The 24,270-nt window shown below is 63.1% G+C and carries 20 protein-coding genes and 2 tRNA genes; 17 read left to right on the forward strand and 5 right to left on the reverse strand.

The window, feature by feature from the left end; translation table 11 throughout:
• Window positions 1-77 precede the first annotated feature (77 nt).
• The 3 genes from OEW28_RS10230 (at window position 78) to OEW28_RS10240 (ending at window position 1,882) form a co-directional block, all read left to right on the forward strand.
• Window positions 78-542 carry a GNAT family N-acetyltransferase gene (locus tag OEW28_RS10230; RefSeq protein ID WP_412174795.1) on the forward strand — a complete coding sequence of 155 codons (465 nt, stop codon included), beginning with the start codon at window positions 78-80 and terminating at the stop codon, window positions 540-542.
• Between the two features lie 29 nt (window positions 543-571).
• A tRNA-Arg gene (locus tag OEW28_RS10235) sits at window positions 572-648 on the forward strand.
• A gap of 181 nt (window positions 649-829) precedes the next feature.
• Window positions 830-1,882, forward strand: coding sequence for a hypothetical protein (locus tag OEW28_RS10240; protein WP_263734661.1), 1,053 nt, complete (start codon window positions 830-832; stop codon window positions 1,880-1,882).
• 50 nt (window positions 1,883-1,932) lie between these two features.
• On the opposite strand, the gene OEW28_RS10245 is transcribed toward OEW28_RS10240, so the two are convergent.
• Window positions 1,933-3,522: a trimethylamine methyltransferase family protein gene (locus OEW28_RS10245; RefSeq protein ID WP_263734663.1), complete on the reverse strand. Its 1,590-nt coding sequence runs from the start codon at window positions 3,520-3,522 to the stop codon at window positions 1,933-1,935.
• Between the two features lie 121 nt (window positions 3,523-3,643).
• On the opposite strand from OEW28_RS10245, the gene OEW28_RS10250 reads away from it, so the two are divergent.
• On the forward strand, window positions 3,644-4,255 hold the full coding sequence (locus tag OEW28_RS10250; protein ID WP_263734664.1) for a TetR/AcrR family transcriptional regulator: 612 nt from the start codon (window positions 3,644-3,646) through the stop codon (window positions 4,253-4,255).
• Window positions 4,256-4,258: 3 nt separating this feature from the next.
• Here the strand turns inward: OEW28_RS10250 and OEW28_RS10255 are convergent, their stop codons facing one another.
• A complete protein-coding gene (locus OEW28_RS10255) occupies window positions 4,259-5,548 on the reverse strand; it encodes a glycosyltransferase (RefSeq protein WP_263734665.1) in 1,290 nt (429 codons plus the stop codon).
• Window positions 5,541-6,503 carry a GntR family transcriptional regulator gene (locus OEW28_RS10260; protein ID WP_263734666.1) on the reverse strand — a complete coding sequence of 321 codons (963 nt, stop codon included), beginning with the start codon at window positions 6,501-6,503 and terminating at the stop codon, window positions 5,541-5,543. Before OEW28_RS10260 ends, OEW28_RS10255 begins: the two co-directional genes overlap by 8 nt.
• Window positions 6,504-6,673: 170 nt before the next feature.
• Between OEW28_RS10260 and OEW28_RS10265 the strand changes: the two genes are divergently transcribed.
• From OEW28_RS10265 to OEW28_RS10325, 13 genes are all read left to right on the forward strand, one after another.
• Window positions 6,674-7,723, forward strand: a complete 1,050-nt coding sequence (locus tag OEW28_RS10265) for a polyamine ABC transporter substrate-binding protein (RefSeq protein WP_263734667.1) — start codon at window positions 6,674-6,676, stop codon at window positions 7,721-7,723.
• Window positions 7,724-7,770: 47 nt separating this feature from the next.
• A complete protein-coding gene (locus OEW28_RS10270; RefSeq protein ID WP_263734668.1) occupies window positions 7,771-8,637 on the forward strand; it encodes an ABC transporter permease in 867 nt (288 codons plus the stop codon).
• A complete protein-coding gene (locus OEW28_RS10275) occupies window positions 8,630-9,424 on the forward strand; it encodes an ABC transporter permease (protein WP_263734669.1) in 795 nt (264 codons plus the stop codon). The genes OEW28_RS10270 and OEW28_RS10275 overlap by 8 nt, the downstream gene beginning before the upstream one ends.
• Window positions 9,421-10,404 carry an ABC transporter ATP-binding protein gene (locus OEW28_RS10280; protein WP_263734670.1) on the forward strand — a complete coding sequence of 328 codons (984 nt, stop codon included), beginning with the start codon at window positions 9,421-9,423 and terminating at the stop codon, window positions 10,402-10,404. Before OEW28_RS10275 ends, OEW28_RS10280 begins: the two co-directional genes overlap by 4 nt.
• A 15-nt stretch (window positions 10,405-10,419) precedes the next feature.
• Window positions 10,420-11,697, forward strand: coding sequence for a glycosyltransferase (locus OEW28_RS10285; protein WP_263734671.1), 1,278 nt, complete (start codon window positions 10,420-10,422; stop codon window positions 11,695-11,697).
• Window positions 11,694-12,410 (forward strand): cupin domain-containing protein, encoded by a 717-nt coding sequence (locus tag OEW28_RS18905; protein WP_263734672.1) that lies wholly within the window; start codon window positions 11,694-11,696, stop codon window positions 12,408-12,410. The genes OEW28_RS10285 and OEW28_RS18905 overlap by 4 nt, the downstream gene beginning before the upstream one ends.
• 6 nt (window positions 12,411-12,416) lie before the next feature.
• Window positions 12,417-13,925 (forward strand): aldehyde dehydrogenase family protein, encoded by a 1,509-nt coding sequence (locus tag OEW28_RS10295; RefSeq protein WP_263734673.1) that lies wholly within the window; start codon window positions 12,417-12,419, stop codon window positions 13,923-13,925.
• Between the two features lie 119 nt (window positions 13,926-14,044).
• Entirely contained in the window at window positions 14,045-15,073 is a 1,029-nt protein-coding gene (locus OEW28_RS10300) for a BMP family protein (protein ID WP_263734674.1), read from the forward strand.
• Window positions 15,073-16,617, forward strand: a complete 1,545-nt coding sequence (locus OEW28_RS10305; RefSeq protein ID WP_263734675.1) for an ABC transporter ATP-binding protein — start codon at window positions 15,073-15,075, stop codon at window positions 16,615-16,617. The genes OEW28_RS10300 and OEW28_RS10305 overlap by 1 nt, the downstream gene beginning before the upstream one ends.
• Window positions 16,607-17,656 carry an ABC transporter permease gene (locus OEW28_RS10310; protein ID WP_263734676.1) on the forward strand — a complete coding sequence of 350 codons (1,050 nt, stop codon included), beginning with the start codon at window positions 16,607-16,609 and terminating at the stop codon, window positions 17,654-17,656. Before OEW28_RS10305 ends, OEW28_RS10310 begins: the two co-directional genes overlap by 11 nt.
• Window positions 17,656-18,600: an ABC transporter permease gene (locus tag OEW28_RS10315; protein ID WP_263734677.1), complete on the forward strand. Its 945-nt coding sequence runs from the start codon at window positions 17,656-17,658 to the stop codon at window positions 18,598-18,600. The genes OEW28_RS10310 and OEW28_RS10315 overlap by 1 nt, the downstream gene beginning before the upstream one ends.
• Complete coding sequence (locus OEW28_RS10320; protein ID WP_263734678.1) at window positions 18,600-19,892, forward strand: amidohydrolase family protein; 1,293 nt, start codon at window positions 18,600-18,602, stop codon at window positions 19,890-19,892. The genes OEW28_RS10315 and OEW28_RS10320 overlap by 1 nt, the downstream gene beginning before the upstream one ends.
• Window positions 19,893-19,937: 45 nt before the next feature.
• A tRNA-Ser gene (locus OEW28_RS10325) sits at window positions 19,938-20,027 on the forward strand.
• A 334-nt stretch (window positions 20,028-20,361) separates the two neighbouring features.
• On the opposite strand, the gene OEW28_RS10330 is transcribed toward OEW28_RS10325, so the two are convergent.
• Both OEW28_RS10330 and OEW28_RS10335 read right to left on the reverse strand, forming a co-directional pair.
• Window positions 20,362-22,647, reverse strand: coding sequence for a phospholipase D-like domain-containing protein (locus tag OEW28_RS10330; protein WP_263734679.1), 2,286 nt, complete (start codon window positions 22,645-22,647; stop codon window positions 20,362-20,364).
• 44 nt (window positions 22,648-22,691) lie between these two features.
• Entirely contained in the window at window positions 22,692-24,158 is a 1,467-nt protein-coding gene (locus OEW28_RS10335) for a hypothetical protein (RefSeq protein ID WP_263734680.1), read from the reverse strand.
• Window positions 24,159-24,270: the final 112 nt, after the last annotated feature.

Raw genomic sequence — 24,270 nt, forward strand, 5'->3', positions numbered from 1 at the left:
CAGGATCCTGAACGCATGTATCCACTTGACCACGCGCGGCAAATCCGCACTCGCCCCGCTGGTCGAAGGAGTTGACAATGCCTGCCATCCGCCGCGAGAGTCCGCTTACCCCCGACCTTTCGCTTCTGATGGAACGCCACTCCACGGCAATGCATGCGGAGACTCCGCCAGAAAGCATCCACATGCTTGATGCATCCGCCCTTGCCGTGCCGGGGATCGATTTCTTCGTGATGCGAGAATCCGACGGTCGCGCGGTGGGAATGGGCGCGCTCAAGCGGATCTCGGATGATCACGCCGAAATCAAATCCATGCACATTCTTGCAGAGGAACGCGGACGGGGCTTGGCGCAGGCGATGCTGGACCATCTGCGGACCGAGGCGCGCGCGGCAGGATACGGGCGCCTGAGTCTTGAGACCGGGTCGCAACCGGGTTTTGCACCGGCGCGCTCTCTTTACGCGCGTGCGGGCTTTTCGGAATGCGCCCCGTTCGAGGGGTATCTCGATGACCCAAGCAGCGTCTTCATGACGCTTCGACTTGCGTGACGCCGCGGTCTGGCGCAAAAGGGGGCCACGGTCCCGTAGCTCAGTTGGATAGAGCAGCTGCCTTCTAAGCAGTAGGTCGGGGGTTCGAATCCTCCCGGGATCGCCAATCTGCTTGGCACAAAGGTTCGATAACCGACGGCGCAGCGACCGCGGCGCCCGATTGCGCGGCATGGTTGCGAATCTGGAGCGCTCCACAAGCTATGGTAGCCACGCAAGAAGTGACGGTCATTCCCGTTTCGGCAAAACTTTGCCCAGCTTGCAAGCTCAAAGTTCGCTAAATATTCTGATTGAGCGACATTCCGATCAACTCAAAAGCATTGTCCAGCGAATTGCCGCCAAAGGTCATTTTTCAGACAAAATATTGCCTCGGAAAAGCTCGTCGGTCGGATATTTTGTATCTATCAGATCCGTACCGACACCGCGCGCAGGCAAGGCGCGCCAAACGAGCAAGGAACCGAGTGATGGGAAAGTTTGAAAAGACAAATGGGTCGAGCCTGGCCGCACTGCTGTCGTGCTGCGCGCTGGCCGTGGTCTTGGCGGCGGCTCCGAGCTTCGTGCCGTTCGCGGGCGATGGCTGGGATGGTGCGGCACACGCCAAATCGGACAACGCCGGCGGCAATGGCGGCAACAACGGGAACGGCGGCAACAAGGGCAACTCCGGCAACAAAGGCAACAACGGCAAGTCCGCGTCCTCCAAGGGCAAGGCTGCGGCTGTCGCCTCGGTTGAGACGGAGACGGCCACCCTTCCTGCGTACAAGAAGGGCAAGTGGAACGCGATGAACGCCAACCCGCAGGCTCTGGCAGCTCATGTCGCCAACGGCAACTTCAACGGGACGATCGGCGCGCTGGCTCAGGCCAATCTCGCCGCCAAGGCGGCAAGCGGCGCGGAGCTGACGCCCGAGGAAATGGCGGCGCTCGCCGGCTTCGTGGACACCAGCGACATCATGGCGGATCCCGAAGCCGTAGCCGCTGCTCTGAACGAAGGAACCGATCCGGGTGTGGACCCGCAGTGGGGCGTCGACGAAAATGGTGTAGTGTCCTGTAACGCCAACTGCGACGGGATCGAGCAGTCGACCATCGACGAAAAGCAGGCCGAGGCCGATGGCATTGCCGAGGATCTTGAGGCCGAGGCGATCGAGGCAGCCTACGATCAATTCCTTGAGGACTCGAAGCAGCGCATCATCAACGAGTCGAACAAGGCGCTGTCCGAAGCCGAGCAAGAGCAGCTTTTCGATGAGATGGGCGACAAATGGGGCCTGGACCTGACGCCCGAGGAAGAAGCCGCGGCCGTTGAAGGCGAAGAAGTCCCCGCCGAGGAAGTGCTTCCGGTCGAAGGATAATTCGGCCGATATCGACCGGATCCGGAACGGGCGGCCACTGGCCGCCCGCTTCATTTTGCGATGGGCCGCATCCGTTCGGCGGGCAGGCGGATCGGAAACCGGTCACGAATGCGCGCATCCAGTTCTGGTCCGATCGCGTCTGGAAAGTGATCCGACAGCAGCGAAGCCGCTGCGGCCCTTGCACGTTCCTCCATCGTCGCGGCGCCTTCGCCGGCCCATACCTGGGCCGGCGCGCGGTCCGCCATCTGCGGATAGACAAACTCTGTCTCCATGCTTTTCAGCGTGTCCGCAGCACCAAGGAAGTGCCCCTCCCCCAGCACCGCCGCCCGGATTGTCTCGACCGAAAGCGTCTCTTCATTGACTTCGATCCCGCGTATGACCCGCTGCGCCATGCCCAGCATGTCATTGTCGATGACAAGGGATTCATAGGACACGCCCATCAGGCTTGCCATCATGCCCGCCGACTCCAGCACGCGGTTGGCGCCTGCAAGGCCGGCGACAACGGCAGTGATGCCCTTTTCGTAGCCCATTTGCGCATCGGGCATCTTGGCGTCCGTCATCGACGCGGCAACCGTGGTCGGCAGATCATAGAAGCGTCCGATCTGGGCGATGGCCGCCATCGAAACGGCCACTTCGGCAGCGCCACCGGAAAAGGCGCCGCTGCGCAGGTCAACCGCGAAAGGCCAAGCTGCGAAGGACATGGGACAACCGGGATTGACCATGTTGACGACCGAAAGGCAGGCAAGCGTTTCCGCCACAACCTGCGCCAGCGTACCCGCCAGATAGGCCGGCGCAGTCGCCCCGGCCTGCGGCGCCACGGCGATGTCGTTGACAAGCCCCAGCCGACTGGTCGCCACCAGCACATCCAGATTTTCCGGCGCGAACCTGAGGGGCGAAACGATCGGACAGCCTCCGAAGGACACAAAAGGCCGATCGCGGAACCTCTTCTCTGATCCGGCGACCATCGCATAAAGTTCCATCGCGGCGGGCAAAGACGCGACGGTGTTGAACGTATGCTCAACCGGCTTCGTCGTTCCGGACAGGACGGCATAGACGACGTTGATGTCGTGCTCAAACAGGTCTTCGATCTCGGTCGGCACGACCATCTGACCGTACTGGTGAATGTTGGGCAGGGCGTCGGTCACGCGGGCGGTGTCGTAAACGTCCTGAAGGGTCGAGGGACGATATCGCCGCGCCCCGAAATCCAGGACCGAAACCGCCTCGCCCGAAGTTGCGTAGTGTACGCGACCACCGCCGACATTCAGATCGGCGTGGGCAGGATCGCGACTGTAGATCATGTACTCTCTGGCAGCCTTCGTCAGAAGATCCTCGACCAGCGCGGACGGGAAGACGAGCCGTCCGTGAGCGTTCAGGTGGCAACCCTTCGCTGTCGCGATCTCGATCACCTCGGGTGTTGCCTGCCCGATGCCGACGCTGCCCAGAAGCTCAAGCGCGGCTCGGTGGATCGAAAGCAGGTCCGATGGGGACAGCGGATTGTATTGCCCGCCCTCGATCCCGGCCCAGACGGGCTTGCGATCCGGCTCGGGGGCAGCCGCCCGAAGGGCAAGCCTCGCCGCCCGCCCGCCTGCGCGTGTGCGTGCCCCTCGTCTTTCCCTCTCGCCAGTCGGATTCTCGAACATCGGCATTCTCCGGTCCGCAGATCCGGCAAGGCTAGAAATAACTGAGCGCTGAGTCAATTTTTTTTGAGCATACACTCAAATATATTGACCGCACCAACAATCGGCGGATACTGCGCGCATGATGGACACGGACACACCGCTTTCCCCAACCAGCCGCCGGATGCAGGCGCGCATCATCGAAGCGGTGATCGACACCGTGGCCGAACACGGAATCTCTGCGACCACGCTTGCCCTGGTCGCGCAGACGGCAGGCGTGTCGCAGGGGGTGCTTGTTTTTCATTTCCGCTCGAAGGAAGGGCTTCTGACCGCGACGCTGCGCCGACAGAATGCCGAATACCGGGACCTCTGGCTGCAAGCGCAGACAAAGGCCGATCCCCTGGACCGCGTTCTGGCCTTGCTTCGGGCGGACTACAGCCCAGAAATCTGTACCCGGCGCACGCTCGCGCTTTGGTTTGCGTTCTGGGGCGAAGCTGCCGCCAGGCCGGTCTATCGCGACCTGTGCGAAGCGGCAGAACGCGACCGGGCTCAGGCGATGGAGCAAGCCGCGCACGATCTGGTCGCCATTTACGGCGGGCCGGACGCCGGCCTTCTGGCGCGCGCAGTCGATTCCATGACCGACGGCCTGTGGCTGCAGATGCATCTTCATGGTGCGCGGATGCCCCGCAAGCGGGCGTTGGAACAGGCGCTGGCCCATCTGCGGCTGCTGATGCCGCACCTGGCCGACCGCATTTGACCCCTACCCGGTTCTGCGTGCCTGTTCCCGCGCCAGCATCAGGATGCGTTCGGCCGCAAGCTCGACACCCGACTGCGCCTGCATCCAGGCCGCGTTCGAGGCCAATCGATCCCGCATCGCGGCATCGTTCAACAACTCCTCGATGGCTCCGATCAAGGCATCCTCGGTCCAGTTCGCGCGCTCAAGGCGGCCTCCGGTGCCTGTTTCGACGGCCCGCACCGCGTTGTCATGGCCGTCCCAGCAATAGGGCATGATCAGCGATGGCACGCCGTGAAACAGCGCCTCACAGAAGCTGTTGTTGCCGCCGTGATGGATGAAGAGATCGGCCATCGCAACGACCGAAGGCTGCGGATACCAGCTGTCCAGATGCACATTGTCCGGCACCGCGCGGTATAGGCTGCGAAGCGCGCCGACATTGACCAGGAAACGCGCGGGGACCTTGGCGAAGGCGGCGATCATCCGCTCCATCAGCGCGACATCCATCGCGCCAAGACTGCCGAACGAGACGTAGATCAGCGGCCCCTCTCCTTTGGGGAAATCCGGCATGTCGAACGGCCCCTCTTTCCGCACCGCGCCCTCGAGCATTACGAAACGATCGGGATCAAGCGGACTGACACGTTCATGGCGCAGGATCGCTGGCGCCAACATCAGGTTGAGATACGGCGAAGGCTCAAGAAATTCCCCTTCCGGCAACGGGGCAAGGCCAGCCTCCAGGCGGAACCGGTTGTAGCGGCCCTGAACAGGACCCACGGACTTCATGTAGCGCGCCTTGAAGGCCGCCCAGCCGGCAGTGTCGTCAGAGGCGAGACCGGAACAATAGGGCGGCACCGCCTTGTCCGCGATTTCCGTTTCGGCACAGGATACCACCCGCACCCATGGGCAGCCCGCCCGCGCGACGGCCGGGAACATGACGACATTGTCCAGGACGACGGCGTCGGGGCGCATGCGCGCCAGCAGGGCCGCAAGCGGCGCTTCGGCACGGATCGCGGTGTCGACTATCGCCTCCCAAGTGGGCGCGACATAAGTCTCGATCTGGTCGATCGGGGAGAGATTGAAGTGCGGCAGGTGGCGGCGGATGAACTCTTGCCAGTAGTCCGCCGAGGGCTGCGCCCCGACCGCGGGCAGGTGGTGCTCCTGAAAACCGTAATCAGCGAATATGCCGGTGAACCCCGGATGGCAGATGAACACCGGCCGCGCGCCGCGTGCCCTGAGCGCCCGCGCGATGCCCACGCAGTTCAACGCGGCGCCGAAGCTCGCCTCGGGGAAGAAGGCGATGACGGGGGCGTCAGCCATCCCCACCGCCCCGGAAGGTCAGCCCGAACAGCGGGGGCGCGCCACGGTTCGCGGCCTGCGGCCGCTGGCTGCGCGAGAGACGCAGGTGAACCCGCAAGAGATCGGCCGCCACGTCAAAGCGCCCCGCCTCGAGTTGATCCAATATGCTTAGATGCTCTTGCATCGCCTGCCTGAGCCGCACCACGTTCGCGCGGGCGGTTGCGCCCGGAAGCTCTCGCAGGCGCAGGTGCTGCGTCAGCGCCTCGGCCACGAAACGGTTGGCGGCTCCACGCGCGATCAGCCCGTGAAACTCGGCATCAAGCGCCTGAAAGCCGCGCGGGTCGAGCCGGTCGTCAGGCTCAGCCAGGAACGCGACCATCGCCCGGCGCAGGGCGGCGGCGCGGTCCGGGTCCAGCTTGAAGCCGGGGGCGGAAAGCGCCTCGGGTTCAAGCATCAGGCGGAATTCAAAGCTGTCGGCCTGCGATTCGGGCGCGTCGGGAAGCGGCGCGAAGACCCAAGACTGTCCCGGTGCGCGGCTCAGAAGCCCATCTTCGGCGAGCCGCGCCACGGCCTTGGCCACAGCTGAACGCGCCGCGCCGTAGCGGCGGATCAACCCTCCGACCGTGACCGTTTCGTCCAGCCGGCGCGCCGCGCGGTCACGCAGGATGCGCCCCGCCAGTTCCGTTTCAACCGCATTCGGCAGTTGGCCCGCCAACACCGAGGCGGGCGAGAAATCCGACGCAAGCCGATAGCCGGTTGACGTCTCATGCCGCGCAAGCCCTTGATCCACCAACAGATCCAGCGCCGCGCGCACAGGCGTGCGCGACACGTTGCAGGCGCTGGCCAGCACTTGCTCGGGCAGATGCGCACCGGGCCCCAGCCCACGTGAGCGGACGTGTTCAAGGATCTGTTGCGCAAGCTCAAGATGGCTGGCGCGGGGCTTGGTCTTGCGGTCCGGGCTGGCGGATCTGTCCATTTCGCTCCTGCACCGTCACGGTTGCCGTTGTCGCGCGGCAAGGTTTCTGTTGACGTATTTTTTCGCGCAATAATACTCTTTGGTCAAGAAACGCGCCGCTTCATTTAGAAATGACGGGCGGAATAAAGGAAAAAAGACCAACTCAAAAGTCCAGCCAGAGAGGAACAGCCATGACCCGACCCTTCTTGCCCTTGCGGACATTGATCGCCGGCGCCGCGCTTTCGCTGCCCGCCGCCCCCGCGCTGGCCGATCTCGTGATTTCGAACTGGGACGGGTACATGGCGCCGGACGCAGTCGCGAACTTCAGCGCAGAGACCGGAGAGCCGGCCGAGATGGTCGTGCACGCCACCAACGAAGAGATCATGGGCAAGATCATCGCCTCGGGCGGTGAAGGGTTCGACGTCGCCTTCGTGTCATCTCCGTTCGCGGAAGTGCTGAACAACCTTGGCCTGCTGGAACCGATCGACGCCGACAAGGTGCCGAACCTCGCCAACCTCTACCCCGAGGCCGCGAACCTGTCGCACGATCCCGGCAATGGTTTTTCCGTGCCCTATGCATGGGGCACGACTGGGCTTTGCTATCGCTCGGACCTCGTGTCGCCCGAGCCTGCGTCCTGGAACGACCTCTTGCACCCGGCCGAGGCGCAGGCGGGCAAGGTCACGCTTCTGGGAACCGACCGCTGGCTTCTGGCAGCCGGCTTCCTGGCGCATGGCTATTCGGTGAACGAAACCGACCAGGCGAAACTTGATGAGGTGACGGCCGACCTGATCGCGGCGAAGAAGACCATGCTCGCCTTCGACGACACCACCTTCTATTCGAAACTGGTGTCGGGGGAGGCGACACTGGTTCATGCCTGGGACGGATGGTGCAACTACGGTATCGCCGAAAACCCCGACATCAAGTTCGTCGTACCGTCCGAAGGATCCGATCTGTGGGTCGATACGATGGTGGTGCTGAAGGCGTCCGACAACAAGGATGGCGCGTTCAAGTTCATCAACTACATCCTTGACGCAGCAAATCATCGCTGGGCGGCCGAGAACATCCTTTACAAGGTGCCGAACCAGGCCGCGATGGACGGGCTGTCGCCGGACCTGATCGCGCAATTCCCCAACATGGGAATGACACCGGCCGATCTGCTGAAGCTTGAGCAGCTTCGCGACGTCGGCGACGCCACACGCGCCTATGCCAAGGCGGTTTCCGCCATCAAGGCCGCGAACTGAGCACTGTGGCGGGCCTACTGGCCCGCCCTTTCACCCGGAATCCGCTCGTGAACGCATCCAATGCCCGCTCGACCGCGCTGATGGCTCCGGCTCTGGCCTGGCTGACCGCGCTGATGGTCATTCCCTGCGGGCTGATCCTTGCCTTGGGGTTCTTCCGGCGCGGGATCTACGGAGGGATCGAATACAGCTTCACCCTTGAAAATTTCGCGCTTCTTCTTGACCCGCTCTACGCGGGCATCTTCCTGACCTCGGCCAGGATCGCGGGTACGGCGACACTGATCGCGGTCGTCATCGGATATGCCGCCGCCTACGCCATTGCCGCCGCTCCCCGTCACCGCCAGCCGCTTCTCTTGTTCCTGGCCGTCCTGCCCTTCTGGTCGAACTACCTGATCCGCACCTATGCCTGGATCGTTCTTCTGAACCGCGAAGGACTGATCACCCAGTTTCTGCGAATGATGGGATACGAGGGGGAGCCGCCCTCGCTTCTTTACACCGAGGGCGCGGTGATAGTGGGGCTGGTCTACAACTACCTGCCCTTTGTCATCCTCGCCTGCTATGCGCCCCTTTCCCGGCTGAACCCGGAACTGGCCGAGGCGTCGCGCGATCTGGGCGCCAGCGCCTTTACCACCTTCCGCCGCGTGATCCTGCCGATGACCCTGCACGGGATAGCCGCCGGCGCGGTGTTCGTCTTTGTCCTTTCCATCGGGAACTTCATCACGCCGGCACTCCTGGGAGGCGGACGGTTCCAGATGATCGGCAACCTGATCTACGCCCAGTTCCTCACGGCGAACGACTGGCCCTTTGGCGCGGCGCTGTCGATGGCGCTGATCGCGATCATGCTGGGGCTGCTCACGCTGCAGGCGATGGCCGCGGAAAAGGGCGCGGGTGAAAGGCGGGAGGTTCTGGATGGCTGAACGCCCCCTCGCCACCCGGCGCAGCTTGGCGGCACTTCTGGCCGCCGTCTTCGCCTTCCTCTACATACCGATAGGCGTTCTTGTCGCGCTGTCTTTCAATGAAGGCGGGCTTCCCACCGCCTGGACCGGCTTTTCGGTCAAGTGGTACGGCGCCTTGCTGTCCAATGGCGACATCCTTTCGGCGGCGGGCAACACGCTGATCGTCGGCGCGGTCTCGACCCTGATCGCGACGGTCCTGGGCACGCTGCTGGCGCTTGGCATAGAAACCCGCCGCCGAAAGGGCCGCGCGCTTGAGGCGCTGGTCTTCGCCCCCATGATCATCCCCGACATCGTGCTGGCCATCGCGCTGCTGTCCTTCTTTTCTCTGCTCAAGCTGCCGATGGGGCTGCACACCATCATTGTCAGCCACGTCGTCTTCAACCTTGCCTTCGTCTCGGCCGTGGTGCGCGCACGCCTGAAGACCTTTGACTGGTCGGTGGCCGAGGCATCGCTGGATCTTGGTGCCTCGGCGTTCACGACGTTCCGCCGGGTGACGCTGCCGCTGATCCTGCCCGCCGTCGTCGCGGGCGCCCTGCTGGCCTTCACGCTTTCGATCGACGAATTCATCATCGCCTTCTTCACCGCCGGCGCGGGCCGATCATCGGTCACGCTGCCGATGCAGATCTTCGCCATGATCCGCTTTGGCGTCACACCAGAGATCAATGCGCTGGCGACGCTGGTGATGATCGTGTCGGTCACCGCGCTGACGCTTTCCCAACGGCTCAACAAGGGGGTGATCGCGCCGTGACGACGCTTCTATCCATCGACGGCGTGACCAAGCGGTTTGGCCGCGTGACGGCGGTGGACCGGCTTTCGCTGGACATCCGGGAGAACGAGTTCTTTGCTCTGCTCGGCGCTTCGGGGTCAGGCAAGACCACGCTTCTGCGCATGCTCGCGGGTTTCGAGACGCCCGAGGAAGGCGCGATCTGCCTGGACGGCGCCGACATTGCTCATGTGCCACCGAACCGCCGGCCCGTAAACCTGATGTTCCAGTCCTACGCGCTGTTCCCGCACATGACGGTCGAGGGCAACATCGCCTACGGACTTGAAATGGAGCGCCTACCAAGGGCCGAGATCGCCACCCGCGTCGGCGAGATCATGGAGATCACCGAGCTTTCCCAAATGGCGCGGCGCAAGCCCGACCAGCTGTCAGGCGGACAAAGGCAGCGCGTCGCACTGGCGCGCGCACTGGTCAAACGACCCCGGCTGCTGCTTCTGGACGAACCGCTGGGTGCGCTCGACAAGAAACTGCGGGCCGCGATGCAGCTGGAACTGAAGCGGTTGCAGGACGAGGTGGGCATAACCTTCATCGTCGTCACCCACGATCAGGAAGAGGCGCTGGTCATGGCCGACCGCATCGCAATCCTCAAGGACGGACGGCTGTTGCAGGTGGGAACCCCGCACGAGGTTTATGAAGCTCCTGCAAGCCGTTATGCCGCAGACTTCATCGGAGTTATGAACTTCATCAACAGCGCGGGGCGGACCATTGCGATCCGCCCCGAGCGCATCCGCCTTTTTCCCGATACCGCCGACCGCACCGTCGAGGGCCGGGTCACAGCGCGGGCATATCACGGGTTGGACCTAATGCTGCATGTCGCGACCGGGCTTTCTCCCACGCCTCTTGTCGTGCGCCTGACAGCCGAGGCCGCGGATCGCCGACCGGTGGCCCAGGGCGACACCGTCACGCTCGGCTGGAACGATGCCGACACACGAACCTTCACCGATTAGACCAAGGAGACAAACATGGCCCAGAAGACCTTTGCCTTCTTTCCCGAAGCGGCATTCGGCCCCGCGCTCAACTCCGTCGGCATCGCCCAGGCGGTCGAGGCGTTGGGCCACAAGGCGGTGTTCCTCTCGGATCCCGGCTTTGTCGAAGTGTATCAGGGCTACGGGTTCGAGGCGCATCCGGTGGCGCTGTCAGAACCGATGCCGCCCGAGCAGATGGCCAAGTTCTGGGAGGACTTCATCAACGGCCACATCCCGAACTTCAGAAAGTCCCCGATCGACCAGATCGACAACTATGTGAAAGACTGCTGGGAAGCGATCGTCGACAGCGCAAAATGGGCGCAGAAGGATCTGCCGGGTGTGCTTGCCAAGGTGAAGCCCGACGTCATTGCGGTTGACAACGTCATCCTGTTCCCGGCGATCAAGCAATACGGCGTGCCGTGGGTCCGCGTCATCTCGTGTTCTGAAAACGAGATCGAGGACGAGGGCATCCCGCCCCACCTGTCGGGCTGCGGCGAAAAGGACTTTGCCTGCCACAAGGCCTTCCGCGACCGGTTCAACGAAGTGATCAAGCCGATCCACGACGACTTCAACGCCTTCCTTGGCGAGTGCGGCGAAGACGCCTACCCCATCGGCCAGTTCTTCGAAGCCTCGCCCGATCTGAACCTGCTGCTTTATCCGGAACCGGTGAAGTTCCACCGCAAGGAACCGCTGGACCCCTCCCGCTTTCAGTACCTCGAAGGCTGCGTGCGCAAGGAAGAGCCCTATACTGTGCCGACCTTCGCCAGGAACAATGACGGCCCGCTGATCTATGTCTCCTTCGGATCACTCGGCGCCGGCGACACCGAGCTTCTGAAGCGGATCATTGCGACCATCGGGAGATCGCGCTTCCGGGCTCTGGTAAACATTGGAGATTATGAAAGTGAATACAGTGATCTGCCAGAAAATGTTAAAGTTGCAGGCTGGTTCCCGCAACCCTCGGTCATCCCGCAGGTTGACGCGGTGATCCACCACGGCGGCAACAACTCGTTCACCGAGTGCCTGTACTTCGGCAAGCCCGCGATCATCATGCCCTACGTCTGGGACGGGCATGACAACGCGACGCGCGTGCAGGAAACGGGCCACGGCTTCAAGATGCCGCGCTACGACTGGACCGAGGCGGAGCTTCTGGCAAAGCTGGAAACCTGCATCTCCGACCCGGCGATGGGGGCGAAGCTTGCGGCGACCTCTGCACACATGCAGGCGCAAAGCGGGCCGGCAAAGGCAGCGAAGCTTCTGGAAGGGCTGCTCAAATGACATCCTCCGCCCCCCATCTTTCCGCCGCCTCGACCCGCACCGATCTGATCGACTGGGGCCCGCAACCGGACGCCATCGAGGGCGCATCGCACTCGACCGGGCGGCTGGTTCACAAGGGACCGGACAATCGCCCCGAAATCGGCATCTGGGTCTGTACGCCCGGACGCTGGCGGCTGAAGGTGCCACGGGACGAATTCTGCTACTTCGTCACAGGCCGCGCCACGAGCGTCAGCGACACGGGTGAGGTCGTCGAGGTCGGACCGGGCACCGCCGTGATGTACCCCGGCGGCTGGAGCGGCGAGTGCACGGTGCACGAGACGATCCGAAACAGCTACATGCTGACCGCGGACGAGCCGGTTAAGGCCGCTGAAGGGGCATCGCTTCTTCAGGACCCGCTTGGCCAGACCGATCTGGTGGACTGGGGCGTGATCCCGACCATGCTGGAAGGGGAAAGCCGCACCTCGGGCCGCGTGATCCACAAGGGGACGAATGGCGAGAGCGAGTGCGGCCTTTGGGTCTGCACGCCCGGAAAGTGGGTCTGCCATGTCACGCGCGACGAATTCTGCCACTTCCTCGAGGGGCGCTGCACCTACGTTCACGAAAGCGGGGAAGTGATTGAAATCACGCCGGATACCGCCGCCTTCTTTCCGAGAGACTGGATCGGCGTCTGCACCGTCCACGAGACGATCAAGAAAGTCTACATGATCCGCTGAGGCCCGATGACCTTCGATCCCGCCACGCCCACCTTTTTTCTTGCACCCGGATACCGGCCGCTTTCTGGCATGTCCTCGCCGGTCATCGACCCTGCCACGATGGATGAGGTCGGCCGCATCGCCGAGACGACCGAAGAAGAGGCCGTCACTGTCCTGCGCGCCGTGAACGCCGCGCAGGCTGGATGGAAGCGGCTGGACGCCAAGTCGCGGGCAAGGGCGCTGCATGACCTCGCGAACCGGATCGAGGCGGCGGACCACCGCCCCGCCGCGATCCTGATGAGCCGGGAAATGGGCAAGCCCTACCCCGAGGCGATCGGAGAGATCGCGAACTGTGCCCCGATCTTCCGCTACTACGCCGAAATGGCGCGGGATGAGGCAGGCAAGGTCGCGGGCACGACGCAGGAAGGATCGTTCCAATATGCGCGCTACGAACCCTACGGCGTGTCTGTCCACATCATGCCATTCAATTTCCCGATCCTGCTGATGTGCTGGACGGTCGCCGCGTCTCTGGCGGCAGGGAACGGCTGCGTGGTCAAGCCTGCCCCGGCGACAACTCTTTCGACACTGGAGTTCATGAAGCATTTCAGCGGCCTGCCGGCGGATCTTGTCGCTTGCCTGCCGGGTGGGGCCGACGTGGCGGCAGGGCTGATCGCCTCTCCCATGACCCATGCCGTCGCCTTTACCGGGTCGGTCGCGGCGGGACGCGCGGTGGGGTCCGCGGCGGCTGCGGCCATGAAGCCCGCCGTGATCGAAGCCGGCGGCAGCGATCCCCTGATCGTCTGCGAAAGCGCCCCGCTTGACGTCGCGGCGGCAGGCGCCGTCACCGCGGCGTTCCACCTGTCGGGACAGGTCTGCACCTCGGCCGAGCGCTTCTATGTTGTGGATGCGATCCATGACGCCTTCATCGCCGCGTTCGCGCGCCATACCCGCAAGTTGCGAATCGGAAATGGGCTGGAACGGTCGGAAATCGGTCCGCTGGTCAGCGAGGCCGCCCGCGCCAAGGTCATCCGTCTTGTCGATGACGCCCGCGCGCGGGGCGCGACGGTGGTGACGGGCGGACGCATCCCACCGGACCTGCTCAAGGGATGGTTCTACGAACCAACCATCCTGACCGGGTGTTCCGAGGATATGGAGATCCTGCAGACAGAGTGCTTCGGGCCGGTCGCCTCGGTCGTGCGGGTCAGGGATTTCGACGAGGCGATCGAGCGTGCGAACGCGTCACCCTTCGGATTGGGGGCATCGGTCTTCACCACCCGGCTTGACGAGGCGATGGAAGCGGCGGACCGGCTGGAGGCCGGGATGGTCTGGGTCAACAACCCCCTGATCGACAACGACGCCCTGCCCTTCGGTGGCTGGAAGGCGTCCGGCCTGGGACGTGAGCTGGGTCGACAAGGGCTGGATGCCTTCCGGCGCTCGAAGATGGTGATCATGGATCACAGGCCGCAGGTGCAGGACTGGTGGTATCCCTACCCCGAAGACTGGTTCCTGGACGCAGGCGGCCGCAAGACGGAGTGAACAAATCCTGAAGCTTTGGCCGAGGGTGGTTCACGACCTATGCTGGCCGGGTCGCAAAGGCACTTGCCCGAATCGACCGGCCTTGACCAAATAGTAAAAAATTACCAGCGGGGATGACCATGACCAACAAAAGCAAGGCGGGCGCGATGCTGTCGCGCCGCAAGGTGATTCAATCCACCGGCGCGCTGACCGCGACCGGGCTTATCGGCCTGCCCTCGCGGCTCTTGGCCGCCGAGCCGGTCAGCGTGGCGGGCATCTACACCGTCCCCGTGGAACAGCAGTGGGTCAGCCGCATCCACAAGGCCGCGATGTCCCAGCAGGACGCCGGCGCGGTAACCTACACCTATTCGGAAAACACCGCGAACACCGACTACGCCCGCGTGATGCGGGAATATGCCGAAGGCGGCGCGAAACTGATCGTGGGCGAAATCTTCGGTGTCGAGGACGAGGCGCGCGAGGTCGTGGGCGATTATCCTGAAGTGGCCTTCCTGATGGGGTCCAGCTTCATGCACGACCCGGCCTATCCTAACCTTGCCGTCTTCGACAACTACATCCAGGACGCATCCTACCTGTCCGGCATCATCGCGGGCGCGATGACCCAGAGCGGCAACATCGGCATGGTCGGCGGCTTTCCGATCCCCGAGGTGAACCGTCTGATGAACGCCTTCATGGCGGGCGTCAGGGAAACCCGGGCGGACGCCAAGTTCCAGGTCAGCTTCATCGGCTCATGGTTCGATCCCCCGAAGGCCAAGGAAACCGCGTTCGCGATGATCGACGCGGGCGCGGACGTGATGTACGCCGAACGCTTCGGTGTGTCGGACGCCGCGATGGAGCGTGGCGTGCTTGCCGTCGGCAACGTGATCGACACGCAGGCCGATTACCCCGACACCGTCGTCGCCTCGGCCCTGTGGCACTTCGAACCGTCCTTCAATGCCGCCCTGGCAAAGGTACAGGACGGCAGCTTCACCGCCGACAACTACGGCGTCTATTCCTACATGAAGGAAGGCGGATGTTCGCTCGCGCCCCTGGGTACGTTCGAGGGCAAGGTACCCGAAGCGGCCATGGCTTTGGTCGCGGAACGCGAGGCGGCGATCAAGGACGGCAGCTTCTCGGTCGAGATCGACGACAGCGAACCGACCGCAGGCTGATGGGCGGGCAGGCGCAGGCGCGGGCCGTCCTGCGCCTTTCGGGCATCACGAAGCGGTTCGGATCGCTTGTGGCAAATGACGCGATCACCTTCGACCTGCATGAGGGCGAGGTGATCGCGCTTTTGGGCGAAAACGGCGCGGGCAAGACCACGCTGATGAACATCCTGTTCGGCCACTACTCTGCCGACGAAGGATCGGTTAAATTGTTCGGCGCCCCCTTGCCCCCCGGAAATCCGCGCGCGGCTCTGGCCGCGGGCGTGGGCATGGTGCACCAGCACTTCACCCTTGCCGACAACCTGACGGTGACAGAAAACATCACGCTGGGAACGGAGCCGCTGTGGCGGATGGGCCGAAGCCGCGCGGCGGCACGCAAGCGTGTCGAAGACCTGTCGCGCGATTTCGGGCTGGCCGTTCATCCGGACGCGCGCGTTGGCAACCTGAGCGTGGGCGAACGGCAGCGGGTCGAGATCCTCAAGGCGCTCTACCGCGATGCGCGCATCCTCATCCTGGACGAACCGACCGCCGTTCTGACCCCGCAGGAGGCGGACGACCTGTTCGCGACGCTGAAGAAGGCCGTCGCGCGCGGCATGTCCGTCATCTTCATCAGTCACAAGCTGCACGAGGTGATGGCGATTTCGTCGCGCGTGCTGGTCCTGCGCCACGGCAAGCTGGTGGGCGAGGTTCGGACCGCCGACACGGACAAGCATCAACTGGCGACAATGATGGTCGGCGCCGAGGTGGCCGAGCTTGAGGTCAGGCCACACGCGCCAGGCCCTGTGCTGCTGGCCCTGAAAGGCGTGTCCACACCCGCGCGAGGCAACGTCACGGGTCTGCGGAACGTGACGCTCGACCTGCGCGCGGGCCAGATCACAGGGCTTGCCGGCGTGTCGGGCAACGGCCAGGCGGCGCTGGCCGCCCTGATCGGAGGCCTGGAGTTGCCGGACAAGGGCGAGATGACGCTGGACGGCGCAAGCGTCGAGGGCTGGTCACCCCGCCAGGCGGTCGATGCGGGCGTGGCGCGCATCCCCGAGGACCGGCACACGACCGGCACCGTCGCGGATTTCACGCTGACGGAAAACGCGATCCTGGAAAGCTACGGCGATGCGAAGTTCAGCCGGAAAGGCTGGATGGACTGGCGCGCGGCGGAGGGCTTCGCACAGGATATCATCGCAAGATACGACGTGCGCTGCCCAGGCCCCGCCACCCGCATCCGGCTTCTGTCGGGGGGCAACATGCAAAAGCTGATCCTGGGCCGCGTTCTTGAGCGCGGGCCGAAGATCATCCTGGCGAACCAGCCGGTCCGCGGGCTCGACATCGGGGCTGTGACCTATGTTCACCAGCGCCTTCTGCAAGCGCGCGACGAGAGCGCGGCGGTTCTGCTGATTTCCGAGGACCTGGACGAGGTCATGGCGCTGTCGGACGTGATCCACGTGATCTCCGAGGGCAGGCTGTCCCCCGGCTTTGCGCGGGGCGCGATGACACCCGCGCAGCTGGGCGTGTGGATGGCCGGGCACGGGTTCGAAAGATCTGATCATGCGGCTTGAGCCGATTGCAGACCCCGGCCTCGGCCGGACACTGGGCTTTCCTGCTGCGGCGCTTGCGGCGACGTTGGCCTTTGCGATGGCGCTGGCAATGGCGGCAGGCGCCGATCCGCTGGTGGTGCTGGGGCTGATGATAAAGGGCGCGGCGGGGTCGAAATTCGCGCTTCTGGAAACGCTGAACCGCGCGACGCCGTTGATCTTCACCGGGCTCGCGGTCGCGGTCGCGTTTCGCGCGAAGCTGTGGAACATCGGCGCCGAGGCGCAGCTTTACGCGGGCGCAATAATCGCCGTGCTTCTGGGCACCGGCGCGGTCGCCCTGCCCTGGCCGCTTCTTCTACCCCTGTCCGCACTGGCTGCCGCGGTCGCAGGATCGCTGGTGCTGCTGGGCCCCGCGACGCTGAAACTTCGCTTCGGCGTGGATGAGGTCGTGACCACGCTGCTGTTCAATTTCATCATGCTCCTGTTCGTGTCCTACCTGCTGGAAGGGCCGATGAAGGATCCTGCGGGCATGGGATGGCCCAAGTCGCAAAGACTGATCGCTGACGCGCGGCTGCCCCGGATCGCGGATGGTCTGAGGCTGCACTGGGGCTTCCTCCTGGCGCTGATCGCGGCCGCGGGCGTCTGGATCGTCCAGACCCGCACCACGCTCGGATACGAAATGCGCGCCGTCGGCCTGAACCCAACGGCCGCGCGCTTTGCCGGGCTGCCCGTCGGCCGCATCATGATCAAGACCGCGCTTCTATCGGGCGGGCTGGCCGCGCTTGCGGGCTGGTCCGAGGTCGCGGGCCTGAAAGGAAGCCTGACGCTCGATCTGTCGCCGGGCTTCGGCTACACCGGGATCATCGTCGCGATGCTGGCCTTGCTGAACCCTTTGGGCGTGGTGGTGTCCGCGCTGTTTGTCGCAGGCGTCTTCGTCGGCGCGGATTCCATGAGCCGGGCGATTGGCGTGCCCACCTACATCGCCGATGCGCTGCTGGCTGCGTCGCTTCTGTTCATGGTGCTCGCGCTGCTTCTGGCGCGGGTGAGGGTCAGGAGGGGCTGATGGAGATCCTCGACATCCTTCTGTCGGCAACCTTCTGGGCCGCGGCAATCCGCATCGCGAGCCCGCTGATCTTCGCCACGATGGGCGAGCTGATCTGCGAACGCGCAGGCGTCCTGAATCTGGGCATCGAGGGGATCATGATCGCGGGCGCCTTCACCGGCTGGTTCGCGGTCTACGCGGGCATGCCTCTGCCAGCCGGGGTCTTGATGGCGCTTCTGATCGGGATGGCGTTCGGCGCGCTGCACGGCATGCTGACGGTGCCCTTCGGCCTGTCGCAGCATGTCGTGGGCCTGGGCGTCACGCTGCTTGCGACCTCGATGACCTATTTCACCTACCGCCTCGCCCTGCCCGAGGTAACCTCGCCCCCACGGATCGAGGCCTTTGCGGAATGGCCGGTTCCAGTTCTGTCAGACCTGCCGCTGGTCGGCCCGGCGCTGTTCAGCCAGTCCCCCTTGACCTACCTCGCTTTCGCGACAGTCGCGGCGGTGGCGTTCACCCTTCACCGGACGCCGCTCGGCCTTGCTCTGCGCGCGGTCGGCGAAAACCCGGCCTCGGTCGAGGCGCAGGGATTGTCCGTCACCGGCCTTCGGATCGGCGCGGTCATGGCAGGATCCGGGCTCATGGCGGTCGGGGGGGCGTTCCTGACGATGTCGGCCTTCAATTCCTTCTTCTTCGAGATGGTGAACGGGCGCGGATGGATCTGCATCGCGCTGGTAGTGTTCGGCGCCTGGAAGCCCTGGAAATCGCTGTTGGGCGCGATCCTTTTCGCCGCATTCGACGCGCTGCAGATCAGGCTCCAGCAGACGCCGATCGGCGCGCATGTGCCCTACCAGGTCTTCCTGATGATGCCCTTCGCGCTTTCGATCCTGGCGCTGATCCTGATGTCGCGGCGAGCCGAGGTTCCTGCGGCGCTCATGGTGCCCTACAACAAGGGGGAAAGGTGATGTTCGATCTGATCGTGAAGGGCGGCACCCTGCCCGATGGCCGCGTCACCGACATCGGGATCAAGGGCGACCGGATCGCCGCGGTCGAGCTGCTTGAGGACGCCGAGGCGCGCGAGGTGATCGATGCGACGGGCGATCTTGTCTGCCCACCCTTCGTGGACCCCCATTTCCACATGGACGCGACACTTTCCTACGGGCTGCCGCGCGTAAACGCTTCGGGCACGCTCCTGGAGGGCATCGCGCTTTGGGGAGAGCTGCGGGAAATCGCGACAGTGGAAGAGATGGTGGAACGCGCGCTCGCCTATTGCGACTGGGCGGTTGGAATGGGCCTTCTGGCGATCCGCACCCATGTGGACACGACCCCCGACCACTTGCGGGGCGTCACCGCGATGCTTGAGGTCAAGCGCAGGGTCGCGGACTACATCGACCTGCAGCTCGTGGCCTTTCCCCAGGACGGGCTTTATCGCACCACGACCGGGCGCGAAAACCTGATCCGCGCGCTCGACATGGGTGTCGACGTTGTGGGCGGCATCCCGCATTTCGAACGCACGATGGAGGACGGCCGCGACAGCGTACGGGACCTGGCGCGCATCGCCGCCGACCGCGGGCTGATGCTGGACCTGCACTGTGACGAAACCGACGACCCCATGAGCCGTCACGTTGAAACACTCGCGGCCGAGGTCACGCGCCACGGCCTTGGCGCACGCGCGGCAGGCAGCCACCTGACCTCGATGCACTCGATGGATAACTACTACGTCTCGAAACTGCTGCCGCTGATCGCAGAAAGCGGCATGACGGCGATCCCCAACCCCCTGATCAACATCACGCTGCAGGGTCGTCACGATACTTTCCCCAAGCGCAGGGGACTGACCCGCGTGAAAGAGATGCTGGGCCTCGGCATCACTGTGGGCTGGGGGCAGGATTGCGTCCTCGACCCCTGGTATTCGCTTGGCACCGCCGACATGCTGGACGTTGCCTTCATGGGGTTGCACGTCGCGCAGATGACCCATCCGGCCGAGATGGCGAAATGCTTCGACATGGTGACCGAGGGCAACGCTCGGATCATGAACCTCGACGGCTACGGAATACGCCCCGGAGCGAAGGCATCACTGGTGCTCCTGGACGCAGGCAGCCCGACCGAGGCGCTGCGACTGCGGCCTGCCCGGCTTGCGGTGATTTCCAAGGGCAAGGTCGTGTCCCGGACAGCACGTGGAAATCACGACCTCGCCATCGATGGTCGCCCCCCTATTGCCCGTCGGCGCGCACTGGATATTTCACGAGACACAGCATGACTTTGCCCTTGTTTCGCCCCCCCTACCCCTGATAGAGCGGCAGGCGGAGTGGTGGCCGAGTGGTCGAAGGCACACCCCTGCTAAGGGTGCAGACGGGAAACCGTCTCGAGGGTTCGAATCCCTTCCACTCCGCCACAATCCCTGTTGCGAACACCGACAGGCGCCTATCGCGGCGCGGAAATAGTCGTGTTTTCAAAGGGCTTTGCTACTCCCATGCGAACCTCTGAGGCCGCGCGCCGGGCCTATTCCGGGCTCTGAACGGCGCTCCGTCTCTGTTCGAGCGAACCTCGCCGAAATCGGTTCGGTCGGATTTTCCCTCGTTTTTCCAATGACCTGAGTTTTAACCCCGCCAAAACTTCGCCCCTTGTGTCCATCCCCTTCGTGGGGAACAAAGCCGTAACACCGGAGAGGCGCAGTTGGTCATCAACCAACGTGATGCTGACGGCAGATGCGGGGCGCGAAGTCAGTTTCATATCCCGAGCGCTGGTCCAAACCGCGAGGCCAGTTTGGCGTCCAGTTCTTGCAGCCGGGCGAGGTCAGCTTCGTCGGCGGAGGCGATCGCCTTGATCTGAGTTTCCAGGTCTGCAGTGAGCGCGCCGAGGGCTTTCTGAATCGGAGCAAGCGACCGACTGGCCTGAGCCCCTCGAACGGCCATCTGTGCTGCGAATTTCGCCGTTGCGAGGTAATCCAGAACCCGCGTGTGCTCGCTCTCATCGTCTTCGACCTGAAGGGACTGTAGCGCGCGGATCGTCCCAAAATGCTGGCGCAGCAATCGCCCAATCAGACGCGGCCACTCAGTGCTATCCTTCGTTTCCAATGGAAGCACCTGATGGTCTTTTGCTTGTCCGGCAACGGGCATCGCCCCAGCCAAGACGATTTGCAGGAGGGCGCGCAAGCGAACCAGTTCAGCTGTTGTTATGGGGCTGCACTTGAGCGCCGTTGTTCGCTTCTCAAAGGCCTTCACAGCGTCGACATACTTCTTGGCTGTTGCTGTGACGTGAGCTCGCCGAGCTGGATTGGTTGTATTGTCAGCAGAATTCAGCCCTTCGGCATCTGTATCCTCAGCCTTGGCCGGTTCGGTAGTTCGCAGGTCGGTGGCTGCGTCTTCCAGCATGGCGCGTTCTTCGTCTTCTGACAGATCTTCAGATACAAGGCCGATGAGGCGGTTAAGGCAGGCATTGATCATCCCGGCCGGGTCATCCTCGCGCGTGCGAGACCACGCCGTCTGTGTGTCCTTCTCTGCTCTTGATCGATTGCGTGCAGCCACGAACGCCTCGTAGGGCAGCACTTGATGGGACTGCTCTGTGTCGGTCTGCGTAGTCGGCGTCACGCTGCGGGATGACACGATGCCCGAGTTCCTGCTCTGCTCGGATTCCTCGAGCATCTCCAGTTCGTTGAGAGCTTCTAAAATTGTCAGATCTTCCTGGTCGAGCTCGGCTAGGCTATCGACAAGCGTTCGCTTCCGCCCCCTTCGGACAGGAAGCGTGGAGGACGACAGTATCTCAAGATCAACGATTGAGGCTGGTGCAGACCAGGTTCCGGCGTGGCCAACGAGGCGTGCGACCCTCGGGCGTCGGAGATCAGGATCGATGGCCCACCTGTTGTTTCCGCCGGTTTCGATTTGAAGTACCTGCGTCAGTTCCTGGTAGTCGCGGTCAAACAACCTGATTTCGGAAGCATCCAGCGCACCATCGTTCGGGGGGCGCCAGACCAATTCTCCACCACGGAGTTCGAAATTGCCTGCATCGGCGGGCAATACTTCTACAGATGCGGGTCGCTCCCGCTCTTCGCGTGCAGGCAAATCTGACAGGCTGACGGGGTTTTCTTCGTATCCCTCCAGGTCGAGCGCTGCCAGCGCCGTGCCGATTGGAACGCGTTTGTAAATCCCGGCCTCGGCATTGCCCGGGACATCGGCAGATCCAAGCAATGCAGGGGTCGAGCAATTCATGCTGCCTGAGATCACATGATCCGACTCTTCACCAAGGGCCACAATGAGCTTGGCGTGAGTGAAGCGCGACGAGCGCTCAGACCCAGCATTGAAGATGCGCAGATTCTCATGCCTTCCGAGGTTTTCAACGGGAAACAGGCCTGCAGCGGGTTGAATAAGGATGTCCGTTGGCGGCATCCCCAGGACCGACCGTAGGCGTCTCAATCCTTCCAGTCTTTCGTCCCAATAAGGCGACAGGACAATGAGGCGGCGGATCGGGTCAGTACCGATACTGGCTGCGATCTGATCAAGAATGGTGTCCTCGGGACGGTCGATGATCAGACGGATGTCGTCGCGGTCGGTCATGGTTTCGTCGGCCATGGCTGTTCGCAGCCAAGATGCGTGCCTCAAGGCTCGGTCAAGTGCCGAGGAAAACCACGGATCGTCGTTGGGCACGTGGCGCGCTATGTACCGCATTGCCTGTCCGAAGAGCGGGATGAATTCAGGGTTGTCTGCGGTGTAGGCAAGATCGGCGACCAATTCTCGATTTCCGCCAAGACCCAATCCAGTCAGGTTTGCGGAACCGATCATCAGCCGGCCCTTCGCGGCACCTGCCAAAAGAGTGATCTTGGGGTGGAAGGCGCCAGGCATCGTGGCCTTCACCACATGGTAGAGTGTGCCGGCATAGCGTGGCGGTCCGAACTCATCAAAGCTCATGTTGAGCATTCCGCGGTCCGCCAGAACGGTGATGTTCCGGCATCCGCCACCCCGCAGCCTCGGGAACGGCACATCTTCAAATGCCTGCGCCGAGAAGGCGTAGGTCGTCATGAAAGCGGAGTCGTATCCACTTCCCGAGAAAGCTTCGTAATACTTCATTGACTCTCGATTTCAGCAAGTCCAAGGGGCGTTGGGCCTTTGTCGTCCAACAATTTTGCGTCGTGCAGAAACTGAACTGCCTGATCGATCCGTGGACTGCTGGGAGACACGGAAAACCGGCTGCGGAAGCGCAACTGGCCGTCGTCCGGCTCCATGAGGAATGTATAGGCCTTCTGATTGCGGAACTTGCGCGAAGCCACCCACAGATGGCGCTTGATCACGCGAGAGGAAATCATCTCCTCAAATGCGGATCTTGCCGGTGTCGACATTCGCTGCTCAAGAAAGCGTATCTCGGTAGCATACGACTGAAAGTGATCGGCCGAGCGGAGCCGTCTGAGAACGGAATTCGAATAATCCGAGCTCTTTCTCCAAAGCGCCGAAAGCAGACGAATGGACGCTCTGACCTCACCGTCGACGTCGCAAGTCTTTTCAGCCTCCAGAAGTTCGGAAGCAGCCTGCTTCGCCACGGTTTCCGGTTCTTCGTCTGCCGTCTGATTCCGCAGATATTCTGCGAGCGTTGTGGTATTTTCCAAATCGGTTGGCTCGATCAGATCGGCGACAATCTCGCGAAGTGTTTTCCTGCGGTACGGGGCGGCCTCGAGCGACTGAAGCGCTGCCGACAGAAAGCCTTCATATGCGAGGCGGCAAAGGTCGCTGGCTTGATACAGAGACCAAAGCCCGAGAACATCGATGCGGTCGGTCTCTTTTGAATTTCCCTCATTCAACCATGCCCACTTCGCGTCATCGGCCCGCGGAATTCTTTTTAGCTCGCCGGCTAACCGCAGCAGTTCAATGAGCGTTTGGCGCCTCATGACATCCGGCTCACGCGCGATCTGCTGTCGTCCCATCAAGACGGCAGCCAGCGCCTCTTGCTCGACGCTGTCGGCGGGCACTCTCGACGGTTTCATCAGCGCAAGCCGGTCGAGTGCTTCAATCGTTACCTGGCCCTTCTCAACAGCGCTGAGAAAGACTTCTGCGAGATCGCCAAGCTGATCAGACATGGCGTCTGCCAGGTCCATCGCAGCATTTGTACAATACGGAATGGGTATGTTGGGGTCATCGACGCGCACCAAGCCCATCTCACGAAGCTGGCTGGCGTAGATCCCGCCAAATGCACCCCCCTTGTTCTCAAGGTAGCGGTTCTGGCGGGAATCCGGGTCTGCGGCTGACGAGAAATCAACTATTGCATTCGGATCGGCTTCTTCGGCCATAACCTGCAGTTCCCGACCGGCCCAGAGTATCCCGGCGATGCCGAGCTCATAGTCACCATGGGCACAGAGTAGCGCATAGAGAGCTTCCGCCTTTCGTTGAAAGAACCGAAACTCCTGCATATCGGTGCTTCCATTGCGTCGCGCATACGACTCCAGAAGCCAGGGAAAAAACGAATAGTAGCGAAGTCGAAGCGTGATGGTGCTGATGCCCGGCAAAAGGGATTGATAGACGACCTCGATTGGTCGCTGCATCCCAAGTGGATCAAGACCCGTCTCCTGCCCAAGTTCTGTCCATTCGGGAAAACCGGGCCCCAGTGCACTCTCGTCAAGCAAAACCAACCTCAAAAAAGGTTACTTGCTTTGA

Origin of the sequence: Albidovulum marisflavi (assembly GCF_025751435.1) — a bacterium.
Taxonomy (GTDB): domain Bacteria; phylum Pseudomonadota; class Alphaproteobacteria; order Rhodobacterales; family Rhodobacteraceae; genus Albidovulum; species Albidovulum marisflavi.

Excerpts from the sequence above, each read along its gene's own strand:
- OEW28_RS10230 (WP_412174795.1), top strand. The coding sequence starts at position 78 with ATGCCTGCCATCCGCCGCGAGAGTCCGCTTACCCCCGACCTTTCGCTT.
- OEW28_RS10265 (WP_263734667.1), top strand. The coding sequence starts at position 6,674 with ATGACCCGACCCTTCTTGCCCTTGCGGACATTGATCGCCGGCGCCGCG.
- OEW28_RS18905 (WP_263734672.1), top strand. The coding sequence starts at position 11,694 with ATGACATCCTCCGCCCCCCATCTTTCCGCCGCCTCGACCCGCACCGAT.
- OEW28_RS10320 (WP_263734678.1), top strand. The coding sequence starts at position 18,600 with ATGTTCGATCTGATCGTGAAGGGCGGCACCCTGCCCGATGGCCGCGTC.
- OEW28_RS10245 (WP_263734663.1), bottom strand. The coding sequence starts at position 3,522 with ATGTTCGAGAATCCGACTGGCGAGAGGGAAAGACGAGGGGCACGCACA.
- OEW28_RS10250 (WP_263734664.1), top strand. The coding sequence starts at position 3,644 with ATGGACACGGACACACCGCTTTCCCCAACCAGCCGCCGGATGCAGGCG.
- OEW28_RS10275 (WP_263734669.1), top strand. The coding sequence starts at position 8,630 with ATGGCTGAACGCCCCCTCGCCACCCGGCGCAGCTTGGCGGCACTTCTG.
- OEW28_RS10260 (WP_263734666.1), bottom strand. The coding sequence starts at position 6,503 with ATGGACAGATCCGCCAGCCCGGACCGCAAGACCAAGCCCCGCGCCAGC.
- OEW28_RS10295 (WP_263734673.1), top strand. The coding sequence starts at position 12,417 with ATGACCTTCGATCCCGCCACGCCCACCTTTTTTCTTGCACCCGGATAC.
- OEW28_RS10335 (WP_263734680.1), bottom strand. The coding sequence starts at position 24,158 with ATGCAGCGACCAATCGAGGTCGTCTATCAATCCCTTTTGCCGGGCATC.
- OEW28_RS10315 (WP_263734677.1), top strand. The coding sequence starts at position 17,656 with ATGGAGATCCTCGACATCCTTCTGTCGGCAACCTTCTGGGCCGCGGCA.
- OEW28_RS10305 (WP_263734675.1), top strand. The coding sequence starts at position 15,073 with ATGGGCGGGCAGGCGCAGGCGCGGGCCGTCCTGCGCCTTTCGGGCATC.
- OEW28_RS10330 (WP_263734679.1), bottom strand. The coding sequence starts at position 22,647 with ATGACGACCTACGCCTTCTCGGCGCAGGCATTTGAAGATGTGCCGTTC.
- OEW28_RS10310 (WP_263734676.1), top strand. The coding sequence starts at position 16,607 with ATGCGGCTTGAGCCGATTGCAGACCCCGGCCTCGGCCGGACACTGGGC.
- OEW28_RS10300 (WP_263734674.1), top strand. The coding sequence starts at position 14,045 with ATGACCAACAAAAGCAAGGCGGGCGCGATGCTGTCGCGCCGCAAGGTG.
- OEW28_RS10285 (WP_263734671.1), top strand. The coding sequence starts at position 10,420 with ATGGCCCAGAAGACCTTTGCCTTCTTTCCCGAAGCGGCATTCGGCCCC.
- OEW28_RS10255 (WP_263734665.1), bottom strand. The coding sequence starts at position 5,548 with ATGGCTGACGCCCCCGTCATCGCCTTCTTCCCCGAGGCGAGCTTCGGC.